This is a genomic window from Streptomyces sp. NPDC101181 (genome assembly GCF_044767975.1).
GTDB lineage: Bacteria > Actinomycetota > Actinomycetes > Streptomycetales > Streptomycetaceae > Streptomyces.
Map to the genome: position 1 here is coordinate 72,333 of NZ_JBIWOX010000013.1, position 22,193 is coordinate 94,525.

Annotated in this window: 16 protein-coding genes; 6 read left to right on the forward strand and 10 right to left on the reverse strand. The window is 73.1% G+C overall.

Annotation, left to right across the window (positions count from 1 at the left end):
• Position 1: 1 nt before the first annotated feature.
• The 4 genes from ACIRRU_RS20085 to ACIRRU_RS20100 all read right to left on the reverse strand — a co-directional run bounded on the left by ACIRRU_RS20085 (position 2) and on the right by ACIRRU_RS20100 (position 5,715).
• The gene (locus ACIRRU_RS20085) at positions 2-634 is read right to left on the reverse strand and encodes a hypothetical protein (RefSeq protein ID WP_403682269.1); all 633 of its coding nucleotides are present in this window, start codon (positions 632-634) and stop codon (positions 2-4) included.
• Positions 631-2,760 carry a hydantoinase/oxoprolinase family protein gene (locus ACIRRU_RS20090; protein WP_403682272.1) on the reverse strand — a complete coding sequence of 710 codons (2,130 nt, stop codon included), beginning with the start codon at positions 2,758-2,760 and terminating at the stop codon, positions 631-633. The genes ACIRRU_RS20085 and ACIRRU_RS20090 overlap by 4 nt, the downstream gene beginning before the upstream one ends.
• A 183-nt stretch (positions 2,761-2,943) precedes the next feature.
• Positions 2,944-4,557 carry an FAD-dependent oxidoreductase gene (locus tag ACIRRU_RS20095; protein ID WP_403682275.1) on the reverse strand — a complete coding sequence of 538 codons (1,614 nt, stop codon included), beginning with the start codon at positions 4,555-4,557 and terminating at the stop codon, positions 2,944-2,946.
• A gap of 57 nt (positions 4,558-4,614) precedes the next feature.
• On the reverse strand, positions 4,615-5,715 hold the full coding sequence (locus ACIRRU_RS20100; RefSeq protein ID WP_403682277.1) for a LacI family DNA-binding transcriptional regulator: 1,101 nt from the start codon (positions 5,713-5,715) through the stop codon (positions 4,615-4,617).
• A gap of 218 nt (positions 5,716-5,933) precedes the next feature.
• Here ACIRRU_RS20100 and ACIRRU_RS20105 point away from each other — a divergent pair, with 218 nt between their 5' ends.
• Complete coding sequence (locus tag ACIRRU_RS20105) at positions 5,934-6,599, forward strand: TOPRIM nucleotidyl transferase/hydrolase domain-containing protein (protein ID WP_403682280.1); 666 nt, start codon at positions 5,934-5,936, stop codon at positions 6,597-6,599.
• Positions 6,600-6,606: 7 nt separating this feature from the next.
• On the opposite strand, the gene ACIRRU_RS20110 is transcribed toward ACIRRU_RS20105, so the two are convergent.
• The 5 genes from ACIRRU_RS20110 to ACIRRU_RS20130 are packed head-to-tail and all read right to left on the reverse strand — an operon-like array spanning position 6,607 to position 12,367.
• Positions 6,607-7,632, reverse strand: a complete 1,026-nt coding sequence (locus ACIRRU_RS20110; RefSeq protein WP_363203936.1) for a LacI family DNA-binding transcriptional regulator — start codon at positions 7,630-7,632, stop codon at positions 6,607-6,609.
• Positions 7,633-7,690: 58 nt separating this feature from the next.
• The gene (rhaS, locus tag ACIRRU_RS20115) at positions 7,691-8,770 is read right to left on the reverse strand and encodes a rhamnose ABC transporter substrate-binding protein (protein WP_403682283.1); all 1,080 of its coding nucleotides are present in this window, start codon (positions 8,768-8,770) and stop codon (positions 7,691-7,693) included.
• A 39-nt stretch (positions 8,771-8,809) separates the two neighbouring features.
• Positions 8,810-9,820: an ABC transporter permease gene (locus ACIRRU_RS20120; protein WP_403682285.1), complete on the reverse strand. Its 1,011-nt coding sequence runs from the start codon at positions 9,818-9,820 to the stop codon at positions 8,810-8,812.
• The gene (locus ACIRRU_RS20125) at positions 9,813-10,853 is read right to left on the reverse strand and encodes an ABC transporter permease (protein WP_403682288.1); all 1,041 of its coding nucleotides are present in this window, start codon (positions 10,851-10,853) and stop codon (positions 9,813-9,815) included. The genes ACIRRU_RS20120 and ACIRRU_RS20125 overlap by 8 nt, the downstream gene beginning before the upstream one ends.
• Entirely contained in the window at positions 10,850-12,367 is a 1,518-nt protein-coding gene (locus ACIRRU_RS20130) for a sugar ABC transporter ATP-binding protein (protein WP_403682290.1), read from the reverse strand. The genes ACIRRU_RS20125 and ACIRRU_RS20130 overlap by 4 nt, the downstream gene beginning before the upstream one ends.
• Positions 12,368-12,626: 259 nt before the next feature.
• Here ACIRRU_RS20130 and rhaI point away from each other — a divergent pair, with 259 nt between their 5' ends.
• From rhaI to ACIRRU_RS20155, 5 genes are all read left to right on the forward strand, one after another.
• A complete protein-coding gene (gene rhaI, locus ACIRRU_RS20135; RefSeq protein ID WP_403682292.1) occupies positions 12,627-13,787 on the forward strand; it encodes an L-rhamnose isomerase in 1,161 nt (386 codons plus the stop codon).
• Positions 13,788-14,030: 243 nt separating this feature from the next.
• Positions 14,031-16,070 (forward strand): bifunctional aldolase/short-chain dehydrogenase, encoded by a 2,040-nt coding sequence (locus ACIRRU_RS20140; RefSeq protein WP_403682293.1) that lies wholly within the window; start codon positions 14,031-14,033, stop codon positions 16,068-16,070.
• On the forward strand, positions 16,067-17,536 hold the full coding sequence (locus ACIRRU_RS20145) for a rhamnulokinase family protein (RefSeq protein WP_403682295.1): 1,470 nt from the start codon (positions 16,067-16,069) through the stop codon (positions 17,534-17,536). The genes ACIRRU_RS20140 and ACIRRU_RS20145 overlap by 4 nt, the downstream gene beginning before the upstream one ends.
• A 78-nt stretch (positions 17,537-17,614) precedes the next feature.
• A complete protein-coding gene (locus ACIRRU_RS20150; RefSeq protein WP_403682298.1) occupies positions 17,615-20,815 on the forward strand; it encodes an alpha-L-rhamnosidase in 3,201 nt (1,066 codons plus the stop codon).
• A gap of 316 nt (positions 20,816-21,131) precedes the next feature.
• Positions 21,132-21,575, forward strand: coding sequence for a subtilase-type protease inhibitor (locus ACIRRU_RS20155; protein WP_403682300.1), 444 nt, complete (start codon positions 21,132-21,134; stop codon positions 21,573-21,575).
• A gap of 373 nt (positions 21,576-21,948) precedes the next feature.
• Here ACIRRU_RS20155 and rpsR read toward each other — a convergent pair whose 3' ends face one another.
• Entirely contained in the window at positions 21,949-22,185 is a 237-nt protein-coding gene (rpsR, locus tag ACIRRU_RS20160) for a 30S ribosomal protein S18 (RefSeq protein ID WP_403682301.1), read from the reverse strand.
• Between the last annotated feature and the right edge of the window lie 8 nt (positions 22,186-22,193).

Sequence of the window (22,193 nt, forward strand, 5' to 3'; positions counted from 1 at the left end):
GTTACTTCTCTCTTCCGTGCGGGGATCCGTGCGGGGACCCGTGCCGCGGCTCGGCCGCGACGGCCAGCGCCGCCGTCAGCAGGAGGGGGCTGCGGCCGAGACCGCAGACCGTGCGGGCGTGGGCATGGGCGGCGATCTCGTCGGCGCCCGCGACGTGGCCGTACAGGGTGTGCCGCCCGGCGCGCAGCACGACGTGGTCCAGGGCTCGCTTCAGGTCCTTCTTCCGCGGCCCGTGGTGCAGTTGGCCGTGCACCGACTCGTGCGCGATGGCCGCCGCCCGTACCGAACCGGCCGGGTACCAGTGCCGCCAGCCGAGCAGGCCGACCAGCTCGTCGGCGAGCGCGAGGGTGTCGGTGAACAGTTCGACGGTCGGCACCGGCCGCGAGGTGTAGCGGGCCAGCAGCCCCTTCGCCAGGCCCCCGTCGCTCTCCACGATCCGGGCCGTGGCGGCGGCGGGCTCCAGCCCCGCCCCGAACGCGTCGGCCGTCGCGGCCCAGTGGCGCAGCAGCGCCGGATCGCGCCGCTCGTGCGTGGGCGTGTTCCGCAGCAGCCGTACGCCGAACTCCACGTCGTCCTCGGCCTCCAACTCCGTGATCGCCGCGCGCGCCGCCCGGTCCAGCAGGGCGGCCGTCACGACCGGACCTCCACCACGGCCACCACCGGCTCGTCGGCCGCCCGGGACCGCAACTCGCTGCGGGCCAGCGCCAGCAGCGGATCCGGATCGAGGACCCCCGACAGATCGGCGATCCGGGAGCCGAGCAGCAGCCGCAGCGCCGGGGCCCGGACCCCGCCGTCCCCGTAGGACGTGGCCTCCTTCACCAGACCCGCCAGCACCTCCGGGGCCCGGCCCACCGTGGTCGTCTCCACCCGGGCGTCCGGTGCGTGCAGGCGTACGACGCCGTCCGCGTCCACCACCCGCACCGGGTGCCGGTCCGCACGGAAACGGCGGCGCACCTCGGTGCCGTACACCGTGTGGGCGGGGGTGCCCGCGAGGATTCGCACGGACGCCGGGTCGGTACGCAGACTCGTCGCGGCGGCCCGCAGCCTCTCCGCCTCGTCCGCCCGGTGGGCGCGGTCCTGGGTGCGCAGCTCGGTGGCGCCGGTCGCGACCGCCCGTACCGTGCTGGTCTGCGGGTCGACGGTGACCTCCACCTCGACCCCGTCGGCGGCGGCCCCCTGCGCGATGACGGCGGCCTCCGCCTCCGCCCGTACGGCGAGGATCTGCTCCTGACCGGCGCCCGGGACGATCCGCTCGACCTGCTCCCGGATGAGGGCGAGGGCCACCCCGATGGGGCTGATCACCTCGTTGTGCCGGGCGATGCGGCCCTCCTGGCCGGTGACGGCGGCCAGGTGCGGGGTGACCGAGGCGGCCCCTCCGCCGCCCCCGACGAGCACCGCGGTGTCCTTCTCCAGGCGGTAGTCGCGCATCATGGTCTCCACCACCGACCTCACCTGGTCGGTGCCCGCGTCCAGCAGCTTCGTCGCCGCCGTGGCGACATCCGTGCCGAGCGCGGCGGCCAGCGGGGCGAGCGCGGCCTTCGCCACCTCCTGGTCGCAGCGGGCGAAGTCGCCCTCCGGCACCCGTCCGAGCGCGTTCGCCGCGCAGGTCATGGTGATCGCGAACCGGCCGCCCGCCGCGTCCAGCACCGCGTAGTCGGCCGGGTCGTCGGCCATCGGCCGGACCGTGGTCACCTTCGCGTCCCGCAGATCCTCCGCGCTCGCGAAACAGGCGTACGGCAGACCGGCGATGTGTGCGCTGCGCGGCCCGACGCCGACGACCTTGCCGCCGTCGATCCGGACCATCGACCCGCCGCCGACCCCGACCGTGCGCACGTCCAGCGCCGACAGGTACGACGTCTTGCCCAGCATCGTGGCGTGCCGCACCGCGACCTTCCCGCGCCGCACCACGCTGATGTCCGTGGAGGTGCCGCCGGTCTCCAGGAACAGCCCCTCGCTGACGCGTTCCTGCATCAGCGCCCCGGCGACGCCCGCCGCCGGACCCGACAGCACCGTCAGCAGCGGTCTGCGCCGCATCTCGTCCAGCGACATCACCCCGCCGTCGCAGCGCATCACCATCAGCGGCGCGCTCACGCCCGCCTTGGTGATGGAGGCGTCCACCAGGTCGGCGGTGGCGAGCATCCGCGGCAGGATCGCCGCGTTCACCACCGCCGTCCGGGTCCGCTTGTGGAGCCCGTACAGCGAGGTGATGTCATGGGCGGCCGTCGTCGGCAGCCCCCGCTGCCGGGCGGCGGCCGCCACCGCCTCCTCGCCCTCGGGGCGGTCGACGCTGAACGGCTCGCTGGCGACGACGACTTCGGCCCCCTCGCGGACGACCTCGTCGAGCGCGGCGCGTACGGCCGGGGCGTCCTCGGGGTCGGCGACATGGGCGTAGGCGAGCGGCAGCCGCTTGCCCGGGGTCAGCTCCAGCTTGCGGAAGGCGGCGAGACGACGGGTCAGGGCCGCTCCCGGCCCGGTGCCGATGCCGATCAGTCCGACGGTGGCCACATCGCCCTCCAGCAGGGCGTTGGTAGCCTGGGTGGTCCCGTGGGCGAGGAACGTCACGTCCTCGGGTGTGTGGCCGGTCTGCTCCAGCAGCCGGTCGAGCGCTTCGACGATGCCGTGGGCGACACCGTCCTCGTGGTGGTGGCTGGTGGGTACCTTCACCTGCCCCAGCAAGTGCAGGGTCGTGGCGTCTACGGCCACGGCGTCGGTGAAGGTCCCGCCCACGTCGATGCCGACGCGGACGCGGTGGGTGTTCATGGCTGGGCACCTCCTTGTGCGGGTGGGCGAGGCGGGGGCGGCAGGACCGGGCGTCGGCAGACGCCGGGGGTCCTGGGCCGGGCGGGTACAGGTGGAGCTGCGCCCGCCCGGCGCTCCGCGACCGCCTCGGGGGCCGTGCGGTGGAACAGGTCCTTCAGGTGAAGCGGGCCGGGGTGTTCCCGGTCAGTAACCGCGTACGTCCGGCCAGTGGCGCTGGATCCCGTCGCGTTCCAGCAGCCGGGCGAACACCTCGAACCGCTTGTCCTCGGCCTGCACCCGGTGCGGCTCGACGCCCTCGGCGACACAGTGGGCGGCCAGGGCACCGGCGACCTCGCCGATGTTCCACTCCACCGGGTGGAGCCGGTAGCAGCCGTTGGTGATGTGTGTGGTGCCGATGTTCTTGCCCGCGGGCAGCAGGTTGCGGACCCGGCGGGGGATGAGCGCGCCGAGCGGGATCTCGAACGGCACCGAGCCGATGTCGATGTAGTTGTCGCCGCCGGTCGAGGGGTGCAGATCGATGCGGTAGTTGCCGACGCCGACCGAGTCCCGGTGGCGGGTGCCGCCGTACGGGCCCACGATGTCGATCGACACGTCGTGCTCGGTGACCGTGGTGACCGCCTTGATCCGCCGTGACTCCCGGACGTACGGGGCCTTCGCCAGGCCGTCCGCCGTACCGGTGACGTCCGGGCGCAGCCGCAGCCCCGGGAATCCCCGCCCGCCGTCGGCCCGGGGGGCCTCGGTCTGGAGCCAGTACAGGACCGACAGCGACAGCTGCCGCGCCCCGTGCACCGCGGCGGCCGCCGTCTCCTCGCCGTCACCGATCAGCGGCTTCAGCCAGTAGTCGTTCAAGGGCCAGTTGACCAGCGTGATGTCCGAGTCGAACGCGCCGGGACGGTGCAGCCGCCGGGCCAGGATCCGGCGGAAGCCGAACAGCTCCTTGTCGCCCGCGTCGGCGGACTGGTCGGCGCTGACGTCCAGCGGGTCTAGCTCCGGGTTGGGCACGAAGGTGCGCGGGACGGCCTCCAGACTGCGCGGGTCCGGGGCGAGGAAGCCGAGCAGCGGACCGGGCCAGAACTCCGGCTGGTAGGTGCGCCAGAAGTCGTAGTCGTCCGGGCGCTCGATGGTGTGGTCCTCGCCCTCGTGGTGCGAGAGCGCGAAACACACCGTGATCCCCTGCTGGTTGAGGGGCTGCGCCTCCTCGGGTGCGTGTGGCTCGTCGTGCTCGCTCCGCGCCTCGGCGCCGATCACGTGCTCCACCCCGGCGAGTTCGAGCAGTTCGCCGGTCTCGGTGGCGTCGATCACGTAACGGGCGCTGATCGTCCGGCGGTTGCCGCCGCGCGTGTCGGCGAGCGTGACCGACCGTACGGTGTCGTCGTCGCCCGTCGCCGCGGCCACCGGGCGGTGTTCGGTGAGCAGCGTGAGCAGTCCGGCCGAGCGGTACGGGGCGATCATCGCCTCCATCACCGCGAGCGCGACGCGCGGCTCGTGGCACAGCTTGCTGACGCGGCCCGCCCCCGGGTTGAGGGTGCGCAGGGCCAGTGCCTCGGAGCGCAGCGGATACCACTGGCGGTAGTAGTCGCGGATGGACTCGCGCAGGGTGCGGTACGAGGCGGTGGTGCCGAACTCCTCGACCCACGGGTGCTCGTCGGGCGGGACCGCCTGCGAGGTCAGCTGGCCGCCGATCCAGTCCGTCTCCTCGGTGAGGACGACGCGGCGCCCCGCCCGGCAGGCGGCGATCGCGGCGGCGACCCCGCCGAGTCCGCCGCCCACGATGAGGATGTCGGGTTCGGGTATCACGGTTCTCCTGAAGTGCTGGACGTACGTGGTGCGGTGATGGGCCCTCAGGTCCCCAGGTCAGTACCGGGCCGGGGCCGGGCCCGCCGTGGAGCCGGGCCGGAAGGTGCAGGCGACCAGCGGTTCGGCCGCCTCCTCCCCGGAGACCAGCGCGGCGAGCATCCGGACGGCCGCCGCGCCCAACTGCGTCCGGGGAATGTCGAATCCGGTGGGAACGGGCTCCTCGGCCAGATCCGGCGGCGGGCTGCCGAGCAGGGCCAGGGAGGCATCGCGCGGGCAGTCGATCCCGACGAAGTGCGCGGCCCCGTGCAGAGCCCGCCAGGCGTCGCCGGTGTCGGTCTCCTCGGCGACGAACGCGGTGACACCCTCGTCGAGCCAGCCGCGCAGCCGCTCCGCCGTCAGCTCCCGCTCGGGGTCGGCCGAGCGGAAGACGGCGGCCGGGCCGCCGGGCAGTCCCGCCTCCTCCAGCCCCTTGAGGAAGCCGTGTTCACGGTCGGTGGAGGCGGGGGCCTCGTCGTCCTCCCGGACCAGCACGACGCGCCGGTGTCCGAGCGCCGCGAGATGCGCGACGACCTCCCGGCTGGCGCTGATGTAGTCCGCACCGACCCAGGCCAGCCTCTCCAACTCGTCCCGGCGGCCCAGGTGGACCACCGGGAACCCGTCGGCGACCAGCCGCAGCAGCTCCTCGGCCGGCGCGTGCCGCCCGAGGAACAGGCAGCCGTCGGCGAGCCGGACCCGGGCCAGGGCGTTCGGCCCGGCCGCCCCCGCGCCGCCCGTGCTGGACCCGGTGAAGAGCACCAGGTCGTAGCCGCGGGCCGCGGCCTCCTGCTCGACGCCGACCAGGAACGGGTAGTACGAGTGCTGCACGTCGGTCGGGAACGTGGACGTGAAGCTGAAGACCCCCAGCAGGTTGTTGCGCGCCGCGGCCAGTCGGCTCGCCGCCGGATCGGGGACGTAACCGAGCGCGCGCACCGCGTCGAGCACCTTGCGCCGGGTCTCCTCGGAGATCGTCGCGCCCTGCTTCCGGGCCCCGAGCACCAGCGAGACAGTGGCCTGCGAGACCCCGGCGAGCCGGGCGACCTCGGCCTGCCGCGGCCGGGACGTACGGCCCGCCGGGGCGGGCGCGCGGCCCGGTCTGGCCCGCTTCCTGGGTTCTTCCACGGTGTTCCTCCGGATCACTAATGCGTATTACTAATGCGCATTAGTGAGTCACTCTGAACCCCCGTTCCCTGACGGTCAAGGGATCGCGCAGGACTTTTCCCGGGGCCCGGTGCGACGCGCCCCGCCCGGCGGCCGGTAACGCGCGCCGGTCCCCGGCCGCCCCCGGCCGCCGCGAAAACCGCTCCCGTCCGCCACGGTCGCGGTGCGAGACTGGGCCGGTGGACACAGCGACGCGCTTCAGGCAGACGGTCATCGCCTGGGCGGCGAACGGCGAGGGAGCGGCGGCCGGACCCTTCGCCACGACGGTGCGGGAGCTGGCGGCCGACCTGGACCTGCGCACGGTGGTGCTCGTCGAGGGCGTGAGCGACCGGGCGGCCGTCGAGGCGCTCGCCGCCCGCCGGGGCCGCGCCCTGGCCGCCGAAGGCGTCGTCGTCGTGCCGATCGGGGGCGCCACCAGCATCACCCGCTTCCTGCGCCCCCTCGGCCCCCAGGGGCTCGGCCTGCGGCTCGTCGGTCTCTGCGACGCGGCCGAACAGCGCTTCTTCCTGGAGGGCCTGGAGCGGACCGGTTTCGGCACCGGCCTCACCCCCGGCGACCTGGCCGCGCTGGGCTTCTTCACCTGCCACGCCGACCTGGAGGACGAACTGATCCGGGCGCTGGGCACCGAAGGCGTCCAGCGGGTCATCGACGACCAGGGCGACCTGCGCACCCTGAGGACCTTCCAACGGCAGCCCGCCCAGCGGGACCGGCCCGTCGAGGCGCAGCTGCGACGCTTCATGGGGACCATCAGCGGCCGCAAGGAGCACTACGCGCGGGCGCTCACCGAGGCCCTGGACCCGGCGCGGCTGCCGGAGCCACTGGCCGGACTCCTCGTCCGCCTCTGAGCCGGGCTCAGCGGGCCGCGAGGCTGGAGCGGCGGACCACCAGCTCCGGCTGGAGCACCAGCCGCCGGTGCTGATGCGCCGCCGCCCCGGCCCCGGCCCCGGTCTCCTCCAGCAACAGCCCCGCCGCCAGCGCCCCCATCGTCGCCGCGGGCTGCCGCACCGACGTCAGGGGGACGGCGGCGGCCGCCGCGAACTCGATGTCGTCGTACCCCACCAGGGCCAGATCGTCCGGGACGCGGACCCCCGCGGCGAACAGCGACTGGAGCACCCCGAGGGCCAGCAGGTCGTTCGCGCAGAACACCGCCGTCGGCCGGTCCGACAGCCCCAGCAGCCGCGCCCCCGCGTCCCGGCCCGCCGCCACGTCCAGCCGCTCCGTCGGCAGCTCCCGCAGGGCCCTCGCATCCAGCCCCGCCTCGGCGAGCGCGGTCAGCGCCCCCGTACGCCGGTCCCGGACCTGGTTGAAACCCGGCGGCCCGCTCACGTACGCGATCGAACGGTGCCCGGCGTCCAGCAGATGCCGTACGGCCAGCGCCCCGCCCACCACGTCGTCGACCGACACCGAGCACTCGGTGGCGCCCTCGGCGACCCGGTCGACCAGGACGAACGGGATGCCGTGCCGCCGGAACGCCTCGATGTTCCGCCCGGTCGCGTCGGCGGGTGTGAGCAGCACGCCCCGTACCCGCTGCTCGGCGAAGAGCGACAGGTACTCCGCCTCTTCGCCGGGGCTCTGCGCGCTGTTGCAGACCATCACGCCGAGCCCCGCCTCGCGCGCCGCCCGCTCGGCGCCGCGCGCCACGTCCACGAAGAACGGGTTGCCCATGTCCAGGACGAGCAGCCCCATGATGCGGCTGCGCCCGGCCCGCAGCTGACGCGCCGACTCGCTGCGGACGTAGCCGAGCCGGTCGATCGCCGACAGGACGCGGGCCCGGGTGCCGGGGCCGACCGTGTCCGGACGGTTGATGACGTTGGAGACCGTGCCGACCGACACTCCGGCGACCCGGGCCACGTCCTTGATACCCACCGACTGGGCCATCAGACGGAGTCCTCCACGAGAGCAGGAGCCAGGCGAGTGCTCAGCGTACCCGCGCCCATCAGAAGTCGAAGTCGTCGATGTTGTCCCGGTCGAACACCGTTGGCTTGCCCAGGTCGACCACCCCGTCCTCGCCGATCGTGTACGTGCCCAGAGCGCCCGCCTCGAAGGTCTGCCCCTCCTTGCCGCTGATCCGGCCCGAGGCCAGGGCGATCGAGGCATGACCGGCCAGCTCGCCGAGTTTGGCCGGATCCCACAGCTCGAACGCCTCGACCGTGCCGTTCTTCACGTACGAACGCAGGTCGTTGGGGGTGCCCAGGCCGGACAGCTTCACCTTGCCCCGGTACTGCGAACCAGACAGGTACTGCGCCGCCGCCTTGATGCCGACGGTGGTCGGCGACACGATCCCGGCCAGCTTCGGGTACTCCTGGAGCAGCCCCTGCGTCTGCTGGAAGGACTGCTGGGCGTCGTCGTTCCCGTACGCCACCTTCACCAGCTTCACGTCCCTGTACTTCGGGTCCTTCAGCTCGTCCTTCATGTAGTCGATCCACAGGTTCTGGTTGGTCGCGGTCTGGGCGGCGGAGAGGATCGCGATCTCGCCCCGGTAGTCGATCTGCCGCGCCAGCAGCTGGATCTGGGTCCGGCCGAGGTCCTCCGCCCCCGCCTGTGAGATGAACACGTTGCGGCAGTCGGCCGTGGTGTCGGAGTCGTACGTGACGACCTTGACGCCGTTCTTCATGGCCTGCTTCAGCGCGGTGCAGAGCGCCCCCGGGTCCTGCGCGGACACCGCGATCGCGTCGACCTGCTGCTGGGTGAGGGTGTTGACGTAGGAGACCTGCCCCGCGGTGTCGGTGGCGCTGGTCGGCCCGACCTCCTTGAAGGTGGACCCCAGCCCCTCGACGGCCTTCTGCCCGCCCTTGTCGGCGGTCGTGAAGTAGGGGTTGTTGACCTGCTTGGGCAGGAAGCCCACGGTCAGCCCCTTCTTGATGGGCGCCTTCGGATCGGCCTCACCGGCCGACGCGGCGGCGCCCTCCTTCTTCACGTCCTCCTTGGTGGTGCCCCCGCAGGCGGTGGCGGCGAGCGCGAGGGAGGTGACGGCCGCGAGGGAGATGACGGCGCGGCGGATCGAAGACGTACGCATGGCAGGGTCCTTTGCGACGAGGGGCGGGAAGCGGCGGAGTCACGGGGCCGGTACGGAGGAAGTGGGCGGAGTCCGGGCGGCGCGCCGCCCCGCTCTCGCCACAACGAGCTGCCGGCCGACCCGCGGGCCGAGCACGGAGACGACGAGCAGGACGCCGGTGACGACGATCTGCGACTGGGCGGAGACGTTCATCAGGCTCATCACGTTCTGGAGCGCCCCGAGCAGGAAGACGCCCGCGATCGCGCCGCCGAGGGTGCCCCTGCCGCCGTCGAAGTCGATACCGCCGAGCAACACGGCCGCCACGACCGACAGTTCGAGTCCGGTGGCGTTGTCGAAGCGGGCACTGGCGTAGTGCAGCGCCCAGAACACCCCGGTGAGCGAGGCCATGAAGCCGGTCACGGTGAACAGCAGCAGCTTCTGCCGCCTGACCCGGACCCCGGCGAACCGGGCGGCCTCCTCGTTCGCCCCGGTCGCGAAGAGCGAACGCCCGAACGGCGTGGCGTGCAGGGCGATCACGGCGACGGCGAGCAGCAGCAGGAACGGCGGGAGGGCGTACGGGACGAAGGTGTCGCCGATCCGCCCGGCGGCGAAGTCCAGGTACGGGGCGGGGAAGTCGGTGACCGCGTCCGAGCCCAGCACGATCTGCGCGATGCCCCGGTAGGCGGCCAGCGTCCCGATGGTCACGGCGAGCGAGGGCAGCCCGAGCCGGGTCACCAGCACCCCGTTGACCAGCCCACACACCGTGCCGAGCAGCAGACAGAGCGGGATGATCGCCTCGATCGGCAGACCCTGGTTCCACAGCGCGCCCATCACCGCGCCGGAGAGCCCGGCGGTGGAGGCCACCGACAGATCGATCTCCCCGGAGACCACCAGCAGTGTCATCGGCAGCGCGATCAGCGCGATGGGCAGTGTGTTGCCGATCAGGAAGGACAGGTTGAGGGCATTGCCGAAGCCGTCCACGAAACCGAACGACAGCAGCAGCACCACGATCAGGAGAGCGCCGACGACCGTGTCCCAGCGGACGGCGCGCGCGAGTGCCGAGTCAGCCATGGCGGGCGCTCCTCTTCTTCAGTGCGGACGCCACCCGCAGGGCGACGACCCGGTCGGCCGCGATGGCGAGGACGAGCAGGAAGCCGTTGATCGCGAGCACCCACACCGAGCTGACGCCGAGCGCGGGCAGCACGCTGTTGACCGAGGTCAGCAGCAGCGCCCCGAGCGCCGCCCCGTACACCGTGCCGGAGCCCCCGGTGAAGACCACCCCGCCGACCACGACCGCGCTGACGACGGTGAGTTCGTAGCCGCTGCCGGTGCCCGAGTCGACGTTCCCGAAGCGGGCCAGGTACAGGGCGCCCGCGAGACCGGCCAGACCACCGCAGAAGGTGTAGGCGAGCAGGATCCGGCGGCGGACCGGGATCCCGGCCAGCCGCGCGGCCTCGGGGCTGGAGCCCAGCGCGTACAGTTCGCGCCCGCTGCGGAAGTGCGCCAGGTAGTACGCGGTCGAGCCGAGCAGGGCCAGCGCGATCAGGGCCGGCCAGGGCACGGCCGAGATGCCGCCGGAGCCGAAGTCCACGAAACCGTCCGGGAGATCGGCGGCGGTGATCTGCCGGGAGCCGACCCAGACCGAGTCGACGCCGCGGATGATGTAGAGCGTCCCGAGGGTCACCACCAGCGCGGGCACCTGCCCCAGGCTGACCAGGACCCCGTTCACCAGCCCGAAGCCGACCCCGAGCAGCACCGCCAGGACCACGGCCACCACGGGGTGTCCGCCGCCCTGGAGATGGCTGCCTGCGGCGAAGGCACTGATGCCGAGCGTCGAGCCGACCGACAGGTCGACGTTGCGGGTGATGACGACGAGGGCCTGGCCGGTGGCGACCACCACCAGGATCGTCGCGTTGAGCAGCAGGTCTTTCACACCTTGCTCCGACAGGAACGCGCTGTTCCCCAGCTGGGTGATGACCAGCATCGCCAGCAGCACCACCACGATCGCCAGTTCGCGCATCCTGAAGACACGGTCGACCAGCCGGGTGCTGCCGGACTCGGGGATCGCCGGGGCGGCCGCCGGGTCGTTCGTGGTCAGCGTCATCCGGCGGCCCTCCCCGTGGCCGCGGCCATCACCGACTCCTCGGTGGCTCCCGAGCGCGGGATCTCGGCGGTCAGCCGGCCCTCGTGCATCACCAGCACCCGGTCGGCCATGCCGAGGATCTCCGGCAGATCGGAGGAGATCATCAGCACCGCCACCCCGTCGGCGGCCAGCGCGCTCAGCAGCCGGTGCACCTCGGCCTTGGTGCCCACGTCGATGCCGCGCGTCGGCTCGTCGACGATGAGGACGGCGGGTTCGGTGGCGAGCCACTTGGCCAGGACGACCTTCTGCTGGTTGCCGCCGGACAGAGTGGAGACGGCATCCGCGATCCGGGCGTACTTCACCTGGAGCCGCACGGCCCAGTCGAGCGACCGGCTGCGCTCGGCTCCCCGGTCCATCAGCCAGGCCCGCCGGGTGGCCCGCAGCCCGGTCAGCCCGATGTTCCGCTCGATCGACATGCCCATCACCAGGCCCTGGGCCCGCCGGTCCTCGGGGACCAGGGCGAGCCCGGCGGCCATGGCGGTGGACGGGGCGCCGTTGGCCAGCGGCTTTCCGTCGACCTCCACCTCGCCCGCGTCCCACCGGTCGATCCCGAAGACCGCCCGCGCCACCTCCGTACGCCTGGCTCCCACCAGCCCCGCCAACCCGACGATCTCGCCCCGGCGCACCGTGAAGGAGACATCGGTGAACACGCCCTCGCGGGTGAGGCGGCGGACGTCCAGGGCGACCGCGCCCGCCGCCACCTCCTGCTTCGGATACAGCTCGGCCAGGTCCCGGCCGACCATCCGGCGGACCAGGTCCTCCTCGGCCATGCCCGCCAGCGGTTCACTGGCGATCAGCGCCCCGTCCCGCAGGGTGGTGACCCGCTCGCAGACGCGGAAGATCTCCTCCAGGCGGTGCGAGATGAACAGCACGGCGGCCCCCTGCTCGCGCAGCGTGCGGACCACGCCGAAGAGCCGGGCCACCTCGCCGCCGGTGAGCGCCGCCGTCGGTTCGTCCATGATCAGGACCCGGGCGTCGAAGGAGAGGGCCTTGGCGATCTCGACGATCTGCTGGTCCGCGATGGACAGGCCGCGCGCCGGGCGGTCCGGGTCGAGCCGGACACCGAGCCGGTGCATCAGGGCGGCCGTCGCGGCGCGGGTGGCGCGGTGGTCGATCCGGCCCAGCGCCCGCCGGGGCTGACGGCTCATGAAGATGTTCTCGGCGACCGACAGGTCGGGGAAGAGCGTGGGTTCCTGGTAGATGACGGCGATTCCGGCGTCCCGGGCGTCGGCGGGGCCGTGGAAGGAGACCGGCTCACCGTCCAGCAGGACCTGCCCGGCGTCGGGCCGGTGCACCCCGGCGAGCGTCTTGATCAGGGTCGACTTGCCCGCGCCGTTCTCCCCGGCGAGGGCGTGGACCTCGCCGGGGAACAGGTCGAGGGACACGTCCCGCAGGGCGCGCACGGCGCCGAAGGACTTGGAGACGTCCCTCAGCGCCAGCACGGGGGCCGGATCCTGGGCGGACCGGTGGGTCATTGGGGGCTCCTCGACGAGGCGGAGGGTGTCCTCACGACGTTGTGAAAGGTTTCAAATGAGTTGCCGGGACGGTAGGCAGGCGGCGAAGGTCGCGTCAATGGCCGTGACGGGAAAATCTCCGAGCGGCCTTGTCTCCCCGAGATCCCAACAGGCGTATGTGTCCTGAGGGTTGACAGTCCCCGGTCGGCGCTCCTAGCTTCAGCGCCGTGAATCGATTCAGATTCAACCGCGTTCACACCGATGTCACAGGAGCGACGACGTGACCGAGCCCGCCGCGGTGAAGGCCGCCCTCAAATCCCAGGCCGTGGAGACTCCGTCCTGGGCGTACGGGAACTCGGGGACCCGATTCAAGGTCTTCGCCCAGCCCGGAATCCCCCGTACGCCCCGCGAGAAGCTGGACGACGCGGCACAGGTCCACGCGTTCACCGGAGCCGCGCCCACGGTCGCCCTGCACATCCCCTGGGACACGGTCGAGGACTACCCGGCCCTCGCGCGGTACGCCCAGGAGCGCGGCCTCGCTCTCGGCGCCGTCAACTCCAACACCTTCCAGGACGACGCCTACCGGCTCGGCAGCGTCTGCCATCCCGACCCCGCCGTCCGCCGCAAGGCCCTGGACCACCTGCTGGCCTGCGTCGACATCATGGACGCGACCGGGTCTCGGGACCTCAAGCTGTGGTTCGCCGACGGCACCAACTACCCCGGCCAGGACGACGTCCACGAGCGGCAGGACCGGCTCGCCGAGGCGCTCGCCGCCGTGTACGAACGGCTCGGTGAGAACCAGCGGATGCTGCTGGAGTACAAGTTCTTCGAGCCCGCCTTCTACATGACCGACGTGCCCGACTGGGGCACCGCCTACGCCCACTGCCTCAAGCTCGGCCCCAGGGCCCGAGTCGTCGTGGACACCGGGCACCACGCGCCGGGCACCAACATCGAGTTCATCGTCGCGACCCTGCTGCGCGAAGGACGGCTCGGGGCCTTCGACTTCAACTCCCGCTTCTACGCGGACGACGACCTGATGGCCGGCGCGGCCGACCCCTTCCAGCTCTTCCGGATCATGTACGAGGTCGTCCGCGGCGGCGGCCTCACCGCGGACGTCGCCTTCATGCTCGACCAGTGCCACAACATCGAGGCGAAGATCCCCGCCGTCATCCGCTCGGTGATGAACGTCCAGGAAGCCACGGCCAAGGCGCTGCTCGTCGACGGCCACGCCCTCGCCGCCGCCCAGCGCTCCGGCGACGTGCTGGAGGCCAACGCCGTGCTGATGGACGCCTTCAACACCGATGTGCGGCCGCTGCTGGCGGAGGTCCGCGAGGAACAGGGCCTGGACGGCGACCCGATGGCCGCCTACCGCCGTTCCGGCTGGGCGCGCCGGATCGCCGAGGAGCGGGTGGGGGGACAGCAGGCGGGGTGGGGGGCGTGAGTCCGCGACGCCCCCGCCGCCGACGCCCTCGCTACCGGTGCGCCCGCCCGTGACGTGCCGCATGGCTCGGCGCGCACCGCCCGGCTCGGCGCGCGTACCGCCCGGAGCACCCCCGTACGGCCCGGATCACCGCACCACAACGCCTGCCTGCCCGGTCCGGCGCACACCGCCCGCCTGCTTGCCCGCCCCGCCGGACGCCTCCCCGCCTGCCCGCACCCGCCTGTGAAGGACACCGAGGAACCCATGGCACTCCACCCCGAAGCCGAAGCGCTGCTGGCGCGCTCCCACCGTCTCGGCGCCGACCCGCGCACCACCAACTACGCGGGCGGCAACACCTCCGCCAAGGGCGCCGCACCCGACCCGGTCACCGGGCGCGACACCGAACTGATGTGGGTCAAGGGCTCCGGCGGCGACCTCGGCACCCTCACCCCCGAGGGCCTCGCCGTGCTCCGACTCGACCGGCTGCGGGCCCTGCGCGAGGTCTACCCCGGTGTGGAGCGCGAGGACGAGATGGTCGCCGCGTTCGACTACTGCCTGCACGGCAGGGGCGGGGCGGTCCCGTCCATCGACACCGCCATGCACGGCCTGGTCGACGCCCGGCACGTCGACCACCTGCACCCCGACTCCGGGATCGCGCTCGCCTGCGCCGCCGACGGGGAGAAGCTGACCGCCGACTGCTTCGGCGACACCGTCGCCTGGGTGCCCTGGCGGCGGCCGGGATTCCAGCTCGGCCTGGACATCGCCGCGGTGAAGGACGCCAACCCGCGGGCCGTCGGCTGCGTCCTCGGCGGCCACGGCATCACCGCCTGGGGAGAGACTTCCGAGGAGTGCGAGGCCAACGCGCTGCACATCATCCGCACCGCCGAGCGGTTCCTGACCGAGCGCGGCAGGCCCGAGCCCTTCGGGCCGCTCGTCGAGGGGTACGGGGCACTGTCCGCGGCCGACCGCCGCGCGCGGGCCGCCGCCCTCGCCCCGTACGTCCGCGCCCTCGCCTCCACGGACCGCGCCCAGGTCGGGCACTTCGACGACTCCGAGGCCGTGCTGGATTTCCTCGCCCGCGGGGAGCACCCCCGGCTCGCGGCGCTCGGCACCTCCTGCCCGGACCACTTCCTGCGGACCAAGGTCAGGCCCCTGGTCCTCGATCTGCCGCCCGCCGCCGACCTGCCCCGCGCCGTGGAGCGCCTGGGCGAGCTGCACTCCGCCTACCGGGAGGAGTACGCCGCGTACTACACCCGGCACGCGGAGCCCGGCTCCCCGCCGATGCGGGGCGCGGACCCGGCGATCGTGCTGATCCCCGGTGTGGGGATGTTCAGCTTCGGCCAGGACAAGCAGACGGCCCGGGTGGCGGGGGAGTTCTACCGCAACGCGATCACCGTGATGCGCGGGGCCGAGGCGGTCTCCTCGTACGCGCCGATCGAGGAGGCGGAGAAGTTCCGCATCGAGTACTGGGCGCTGGAGGAGGCCAAGCTGCGGCGCATGCCGTCCCCCAAGCCGCTGGCCGCCCGGGTCGCCCTCGTCACCGGGGCGGGCAGCGGCATCGGCCGGGCGATCGCCCACCGCCTCGCCGCCGAGGGCGCCTGCGTGGTCGTCGCGGACCTGGACGCGGAGCGCGCGGACGCCGTGGCCGGGGAGCTGGGCGGCTCCGACCGGGCGCTGGCCGTCGCGGTCGACGTCACGGACGAGAAGCGGATCGGCGAGATGTTCGCGGCCGCGGCCCTCGCCTTCGGAGGCGTCGACCTCGTCGTCAACAACGCGGGCATCTCCATCTCCAAGCCCCTGCTGGAGACCACCGCGGCGGACTGGGACCTCCAGCACGCCGTCATGGCGCGCGGCTCCTTCCTCGTCTCTCGGGAGGCGGCCCGGGTGATGCGCGCCCAGAAACTCGGCGGCGACATCGTCTACATCGCCTCCAAGAACGCCGTTCTCGCCGGTCCCGACAACGTGGCCTACTCCGCCACCAAAGCCGACCAGGCCCACCAAGTACGGCTCCTCGCGGCAGAGTTGGGCGAGCACGGCATCCGGGTCAACGGCGTCAACCCCGACGGGGTGGTCCGCGGCTCCGGGATCTTCGCCGGAGGCTGGGGCGCACAGCGGGCCGCGACGTACGGTATCGAGGAGGAGAAGCTCGGCGAGTTCTACGCCCAGCGGACCCTGCTCAAGCGGGAGGTGCTCCCCGAGCACGTCGCCAACGCCGTCTTCGCCCTCACCGGAGGCGAGCTGACGCACACCACCGGCCTGCACATCCCGGTCGACGCCGGGGTCGCCGGGGCCTTCCTGCGATGAGCGTCCCCGGTACGAAGACCTTCGCGGCCGTGGACCTCGGCGCGTCCAGCGGCCGGGTCATCACCGGCCGGGTCGGCCCGGACACCCTGCGCCTCACCGAGGCCCACCGCTTCCCCAACCGGCCCGTCCGGCTGCCGGAGGGCCTGCGCTGGAACATCCTCGGGGTGTACGGCGGGGTCCTCGACGGGCTGCGCGCCGCGGGCCCGGTCGACTCCGTCGGCATCGACGGCTGGGCCGTGGACTACGGGCTGCTGGACGCCGACGGAGCCCTGCTCGGCAACCCCGTCCACTACCGGGACGCCCGTACGGAGGGGGTCGCCGAGCGGGTGTGGGCCACGGTCCCGCCCGACGCCCTCTACCGCGCCACCGGCATCCAGTACGCCCCGTTCAACACGCTCTACCAACTCATCGCAGCGCGCGGCACACCACAACTCGCCTCAGCCAAGCGTCTGTTGTTGATACCGGACCTGATCGCGTACTGGCTGACGGGGGAGCAGGGCACCGAGCTGACCAACGCCTCCACCACCCAGCTGCTCGACCCCCGCACCGGTGACTGGAACCAGCCCCTGGCCGACCGTCTCGGCGTCGACCTCACCCTCTTCGCCCCGCTGCGCCGCCCCGGCGAACCGGCGGGTGCGCTGCTCCCGGCGGTCCAGCGGGAGGCCGGCCTGCCCGGCCCCGTACCGGTGACGGCCGTCGGGTCCCACGACACCGCCTCCGCCGTCGCCGCCGTCCCGGCTCTCCCCGGGGAGCGGTTCGCCTACCTCTGCACCGGAACCTGGTCCCTCGCCGGACTCGAACTGGACGCACCCGTCATTACTGAGGCCGGCCGCGCCGCGAACTTCACCAACGAGCTGGGGCTCGACTCCACCGTCCGTTTCCTGCGCAACATCATGGGCCTGTGGCTGCTCCAGGAGTGCATGCGCGCCTGGGGCCTGACCGAGGTCGCCCCGCTGCTCGCCGAGGCCGCGCACGCCCCGGGGCTCCGGTCCGTCGTGGACGCGGCCGCACCGGAGTTCCTCGCCCCCGGGGACATGCCCGGACGCATCGCGGCCGCCTGCCGGGCCACCGGCCAGCCGGTACCGCGGACCCCGGGCGCCTTCACCCGCTGCGTCCTCGACTCACTGGCCCTGGCCCACCGCACCGCGATCCATGAGGCCCAGCAGCTGGCGGGCCGCGCGGTGGACGTCGTGCACATCGTGGGCGGCGGGGCACGCAACGCCCTGCTCTGCCGGCTCACCGCGGACGCGACCGGTCTGCCGGTGGTCGCGGGCCCGGCCGAGGCCGCCGCACTCGGCAACGTCCTCGCCCAGGCGCGCGCCCACGGCCTGCCGGGGGACCTCGCCGCCTCCCGTCGGCTCATCGCCCGCCACCAGCCCCTGACCCGCTATGAGCCGTCGGGCGACCCGGCGGCCTGGCGGGCGGCGGCGCGCCGCATCCAGGGCGCCCAGCCCGTGCGCACCTGAGCGACCCGACCCGAACCCGCCCACCGCCTTCCCCGTCCCGTCCATCCCCCCCTTCCCCTCGCCGAATCGGAGCCGAGTGTGATCAGCCGACGACGACTGCTCAGCACGACCGCCACCGCCCTGGGAACCACCCTCATCGCCGGAGCCATTCCCCCCGCACAGGCCGCGGCCCGCGGCACGACCGGGGCCAAGGGCCTCCGGGTGGGCGGTTCCACCGCCGAGTACGTGAAGAACCCGCTCGGCCTCGGCGCCGCCCGTCCGCGCCTCGGCTGGCCGCTCACCGCGACCGCGCCGGGCCGCACGCAGAGCGCCTACCAGATCCGGGTCGCGCTGAGCGAACGCGCCCTGGAGCGGCCCGACGTGTGGGACAGCGGCAAGGTCGAGTCCGCCGACTCCACGCACGTCACCTACGGGGGACCGGAGTTGCGCTCCCGTACCCGCTACTACTGGACCGTGCGGGTGTGGGACGACCGGGGACAGGTGTCCGCCTGGTCCGAACCCGCCTGGTGGGAGACCGGCCTCACCGAGGCCTCCGACTGGTCCGCCGCATGGATCGGGGCGCCCGCCTCCCTCGTCACCGCTCCCGCCCTCACCGAGGCCTCCTGGATCTGGTTCCCGGAGGGCGACCCGGCGAGCAGCGCCCCCGCCGCGACCCGGTGGTTCCGGGGCGCGTTCGACGTACCAAAGGGCGTGACCAGGGCCCGGCTCGTGCTCACCGCCGACGACGGGTACGTCGCCCACCTGGACGGTACGGAGGTGGCGCGGGCCGAGCCGGACGAGGTCGCCCGAGCCTGGAGCCGCCCCTCGGTCACCGACGTCACCGAACGGCTCACGCCCGGCCGCCACGTCCTCGCCGTGGCGGCGACCAACGAGGTCACCGGCCCCGCCGGACTGCTCGGCGTCCTGGAGCTGACGACCCCCGACGGGGTGCGGACCGTCGCCACCGGCGACGGCTGGAAGTCCACCGACGCCGAACCCGCGGGCGACTGGCAGACGCCGGACTACGACGACGGAGCCTGGCCCGCCGCCAAGATCCTCGCCCCGTGGGGCTCCGGCCCCTGGGGGAGGGTGGCCCCCGCCTACGCCCCCGTCGCCCAGCTGCGCCACGAGTTCCGGCTGCGCCGCAAGCCCGTCGCGCGGGCCCGGCTGTACGCCACGGCGCTCGGCCTGTACGAGGCCCGCGTCAACGGCGAGCGGGTCGGCACCGACCGGCTCGCCCCCGGCTGGACCGACTACGCCCGACGCGTCCAGTACCAGACGTACGACGTCACGCAGTCGCTGACCTCCGGGACCAACACCCTGGGCGTGGAGCTGGCCACCGGGTGGTACGCGGGCAACGTCGGCATGTTCGGCCCGCATCAGTACGGCGAACACCCGGCTTTCCTAGGACAGTTGGAGGTCACCTACCGGGACGGGACCACCGAGCGGGTGCTGTCCGGAACCCACTGGCGGGCCGCCACCGGGCCCATCACCCTGGCCGACCTGCTCACCGGGGAGAACTACGACGCCCGCCTGGAGACCGACGGCTGGCTGCGCTCCGGCTTCGACGACGCCGCCTGGGCGAAGGCCGTCCCCGCCGAGGACGGGATCACCGGCCGGCTGGTCGCCGAACCCGACGGCCCCAGCCGGGTGATCGAGGAGCTGAAGGCCCGCGAGGTCACCGAACCCGAGCCCGGCGTCTTCGTCTTCGACCTCGGCCAGAACATGGTCGGCACCGCCCGCCTCCGCGTCACCGGACGCGCGGGCACCACCGTACGGCTGCGCCACGCCGAGGTGCTGAACCCGGACGGCACGGTGTACACCACCAACCTGCGTACCGCCGCCGCCACCGACCACTACACCCTCAAGGGCGGCGGCCCGGAGACGTACGAACCGCGCTTCACCTTCCACGGCTTCCGCTACGTCGAGGTGACCGGCTACCCCGGCAAGCCGCCGCGCGACGCCGTCGTCGGACGGGTGATCCACACCGACGCGCCGCTCACCATGGAGTTCGAGACGAACGTCCCGATGCTCAACCAGCTGCACAGCAACATCACCTGGGGCCTGCGCGGCAACTTCCTCTCCGTCCCCACCGACACCCCCGCCCGTGACGAACGCCTGGGCTGGACCGGTGACATCAACGTGTTCGCCCCGACCGCCGCGTACGCCATGGAGTCGGCGCGCTTCCTCGGCAAGTGGCTGAGCGACCTCCAGGACGACCAGAGGGCCGACGGCGCGTTCACCGACGTCGCGCCGCACGTGGACGGGCTGGGCGCGGGCTCGGCGGGCTGGGGCGACGCGGGCGTCACGGTGCCCTGGGCTCTCCACCAGGCCTACGGCGACACGGAGGTCCTGGAGCGGGCCTGGCCCTCGATGCTGAGGTGGCTGACCTACCTGGAGGAGAACAGCACCGGACGGCTGCGGCCCGCCACCGGCTACGGCGACTGGCTCAACATCGACGACGACACCCCCAAGGACGTCATCGCCACCGCCTACTACGCCCACAGCGCCGACCTCGTGGCCCGCACGGCCCGCGTCCTCGGCAAGGACCCGGCCCCGTACACGGCCCTGTTCGCAGAGGTCCGCGACGCGTTCCGCGCCGCCTACGTCACCGACGGCGGCCGGGTGAAGGGCGACACCCAGACCGCCTACGTCCTGGCGCTCTCCATGGACCTGCTGACCGGGCCGGAACGCACCACGGCGGCCGACCGGCTCGTCGCCCTCGTCGAGGCGAAGGACTGGCACCTGTCGACCGGCTTCCTCGGCACCCCGCTGCTGCTGCCCGTCCTCACCGACACCGGGCACACGGATGTCGCCTACCGCCTGCTGCTCCAGCGGACGTTCCCCAGCTGGGGCTACCAGATCGACCGCGGCGCGACGACCATGTGGGAGCGCTGGGACTCCATCAGGCCCGACGGCAGCTTCCAGGACGCCGGGATGAACTCCTTCAACCACTACGCCTACGGCTCCGTCGGCGAATGGATGTACGCCCACATCGCGGGCATCGCCCCCGCCGCCCCCGGATTCCGCGAGGTCAGGGTGCGCCCCCGGCCCGGCGGCGGCATCACCAGGGCCCGGGGCCGCTTCGGCACGCGATACGGCCCGGTCACCACCAACTGGCGCAAGGACAGGGGCCGTTTCCACCTGACGGTGACCCTGCCCGTGAACACCACCGGTGAGGTGTGGATCCCGGCCGCCCGCCCGCAGGACGTCACCCACCCGGGGGCGCGCTTCCTGCGGATGGAGGACGGCAGCGCGGTCTTCGCGGTGGGTTCGGGGACCCACGGCTTCACCGCCTGACCTCCGTGCTCCGCCGGTGAGCCCCGGGGCGCTCCCCGCCCGTGCTCACCGGCGGTGCTTTCCGGCCGAAGCGACGATGCCGGAGAACCGTGCCACAGAGGCAAGAGCACAGGTCACGCCGTTGTTTTTGGTTGAACCAATCGAGATCGTCCATATGCTGGACATGCTCACGCGGCCCCGGTGAGCTGCCCGAACGACCATCCGGTCGGCTCGGCCGGGCGTCCAAGGCCGGAAGCTGGCCGTCGATGTGCGCCTACGGTCCGCATGCGTAAGACTCCTGACCGCAATCAGGCACCCGACTCAGGAGTCTTCACCAATGCACCCCAAGCCTCACGCCATCTTCGCAACCGTCACCGCGAGCACCCTGCTGCTCGGCGGCGTCGCGACCGCCACCGCCCACGCCGCGCCGACGCAGGCCCAGAGCTTGTACGCGCCCTCCGCCCTCGTCCTCTCCCTCGCCCGGGGCGAGGACCCGGCTACCGCCAGCGTCGAGCGGGCGGTGACCCTCACCTGTGCCCCGCGCCCCGGCGGCACCCACCCCACGGCCGCCACGGCCTGCAAGGAACTGGCCGCCGTCCAGGGGAAGTTCGCCGACCTGACCGCAGGCCCGTCGAACCGCACCTGTACCCGGCAGTGGGACCCGGTCGTGGTCACCGCGCAGGGTGTCTGGGAGGGCAAGCGCGTCGCGTTCCACACCACGTACGGCAACGCCTGCGAGATGGCGGGCAGCGTGAACGGCACCTCCGTATTCGCGTTCTGACCCCGGCGCGCCACCGTCGAGGATCGCCGCGACGGCAGGTCGGCGCGGAAGACCGTTCCCTGCCGCCCCCCTGGGGCGGTGCGGAGCCCCCACCGCCCGACTGCCGCAGCACCCGCCGCAGCCGCCCGCCTCATCCCTTCGAGGCGGGCGCGTCCGTGTGCGGCGGGGACTCCTGCGTCACCCGCGCCGGGAGTCCGCGTGCCCGGTCACCGACTGGGCGACGGACTCGGCGGCGTCGCGGGCCGGTCCCTGAGGAGCGCCTCCGCTCCGCAGGGTCTCCTCGGTCCTCGCCTCCCGGCCGTGCCGCATCCCGAACGCGAACGCGCCCTCACCGGCGGGGGAGAGGGCGCGTTCGCGGTCAGGGGGCCGTGGCTCAGGACCCGGTGTAGGGGAGCAGCGCCATCTCGCGGGCGTTCTTGATGGCCGCGGCCACCTGCCGCTGCTGCTGGGCGCTGATCCGGGTGATCCGGCGGCTGCGGATCTTTCCCCGGTCGGAGATGAACTTCCGCAGCAGATCGGTGTCCTTGTAGTCGATGTAGGTGATCCCGGCCACGTCCAGGGGGTTGGGCCTGGCCTTGAGCGGTTTGCGGGGGTCCTGCTTGCGGGGCATGGGCTTCC

Bases quoted from the DNA above. Each gene is read 5' to 3' on its own strand.
- ACIRRU_RS20090 (WP_403682272.1), bottom strand. From the start codon at position 2,760: ATGAACACCCACCGCGTCCGCGTCGGCATCGACGTGGGCGGGACCTTC.
- ACIRRU_RS20140 (WP_403682293.1), top strand. From the start codon at position 14,031: ATGGCACTCCACCCCGAAGCCGAAGCGCTGCTGGCGCGCTCCCACCGT.
- ACIRRU_RS20130 (WP_403682290.1), bottom strand. From the start codon at position 12,367: ATGACCCACCGGTCCGCCCAGGATCCGGCCCCCGTGCTGGCGCTGAGG.
- ACIRRU_RS20125 (WP_403682288.1), bottom strand. From the start codon at position 10,853: ATGACGCTGACCACGAACGACCCGGCGGCCGCCCCGGCGATCCCCGAG.
- ACIRRU_RS20145 (WP_403682295.1), top strand. From the start codon at position 16,067: ATGAGCGTCCCCGGTACGAAGACCTTCGCGGCCGTGGACCTCGGCGCG.
- ACIRRU_RS20120 (WP_403682285.1), bottom strand. From the start codon at position 9,820: ATGGCTGACTCGGCACTCGCGCGCGCCGTCCGCTGGGACACGGTCGTC.
- ACIRRU_RS20155 (WP_403682300.1), top strand. From the start codon at position 21,132: ATGCACCCCAAGCCTCACGCCATCTTCGCAACCGTCACCGCGAGCACC.
- rpsR (WP_403682301.1), bottom strand. From the start codon at position 22,185: ATGCCCCGCAAGCAGGACCCCCGCAAACCGCTCAAGGCCAGGCCCAAC.
- ACIRRU_RS20110 (WP_363203936.1), bottom strand. From the start codon at position 7,632: ATGGCCCAGTCGGTGGGTATCAAGGACGTGGCCCGGGTCGCCGGAGTG.
- rhaS (WP_403682283.1), bottom strand. From the start codon at position 8,770: ATGCGTACGTCTTCGATCCGCCGCGCCGTCATCTCCCTCGCGGCCGTC.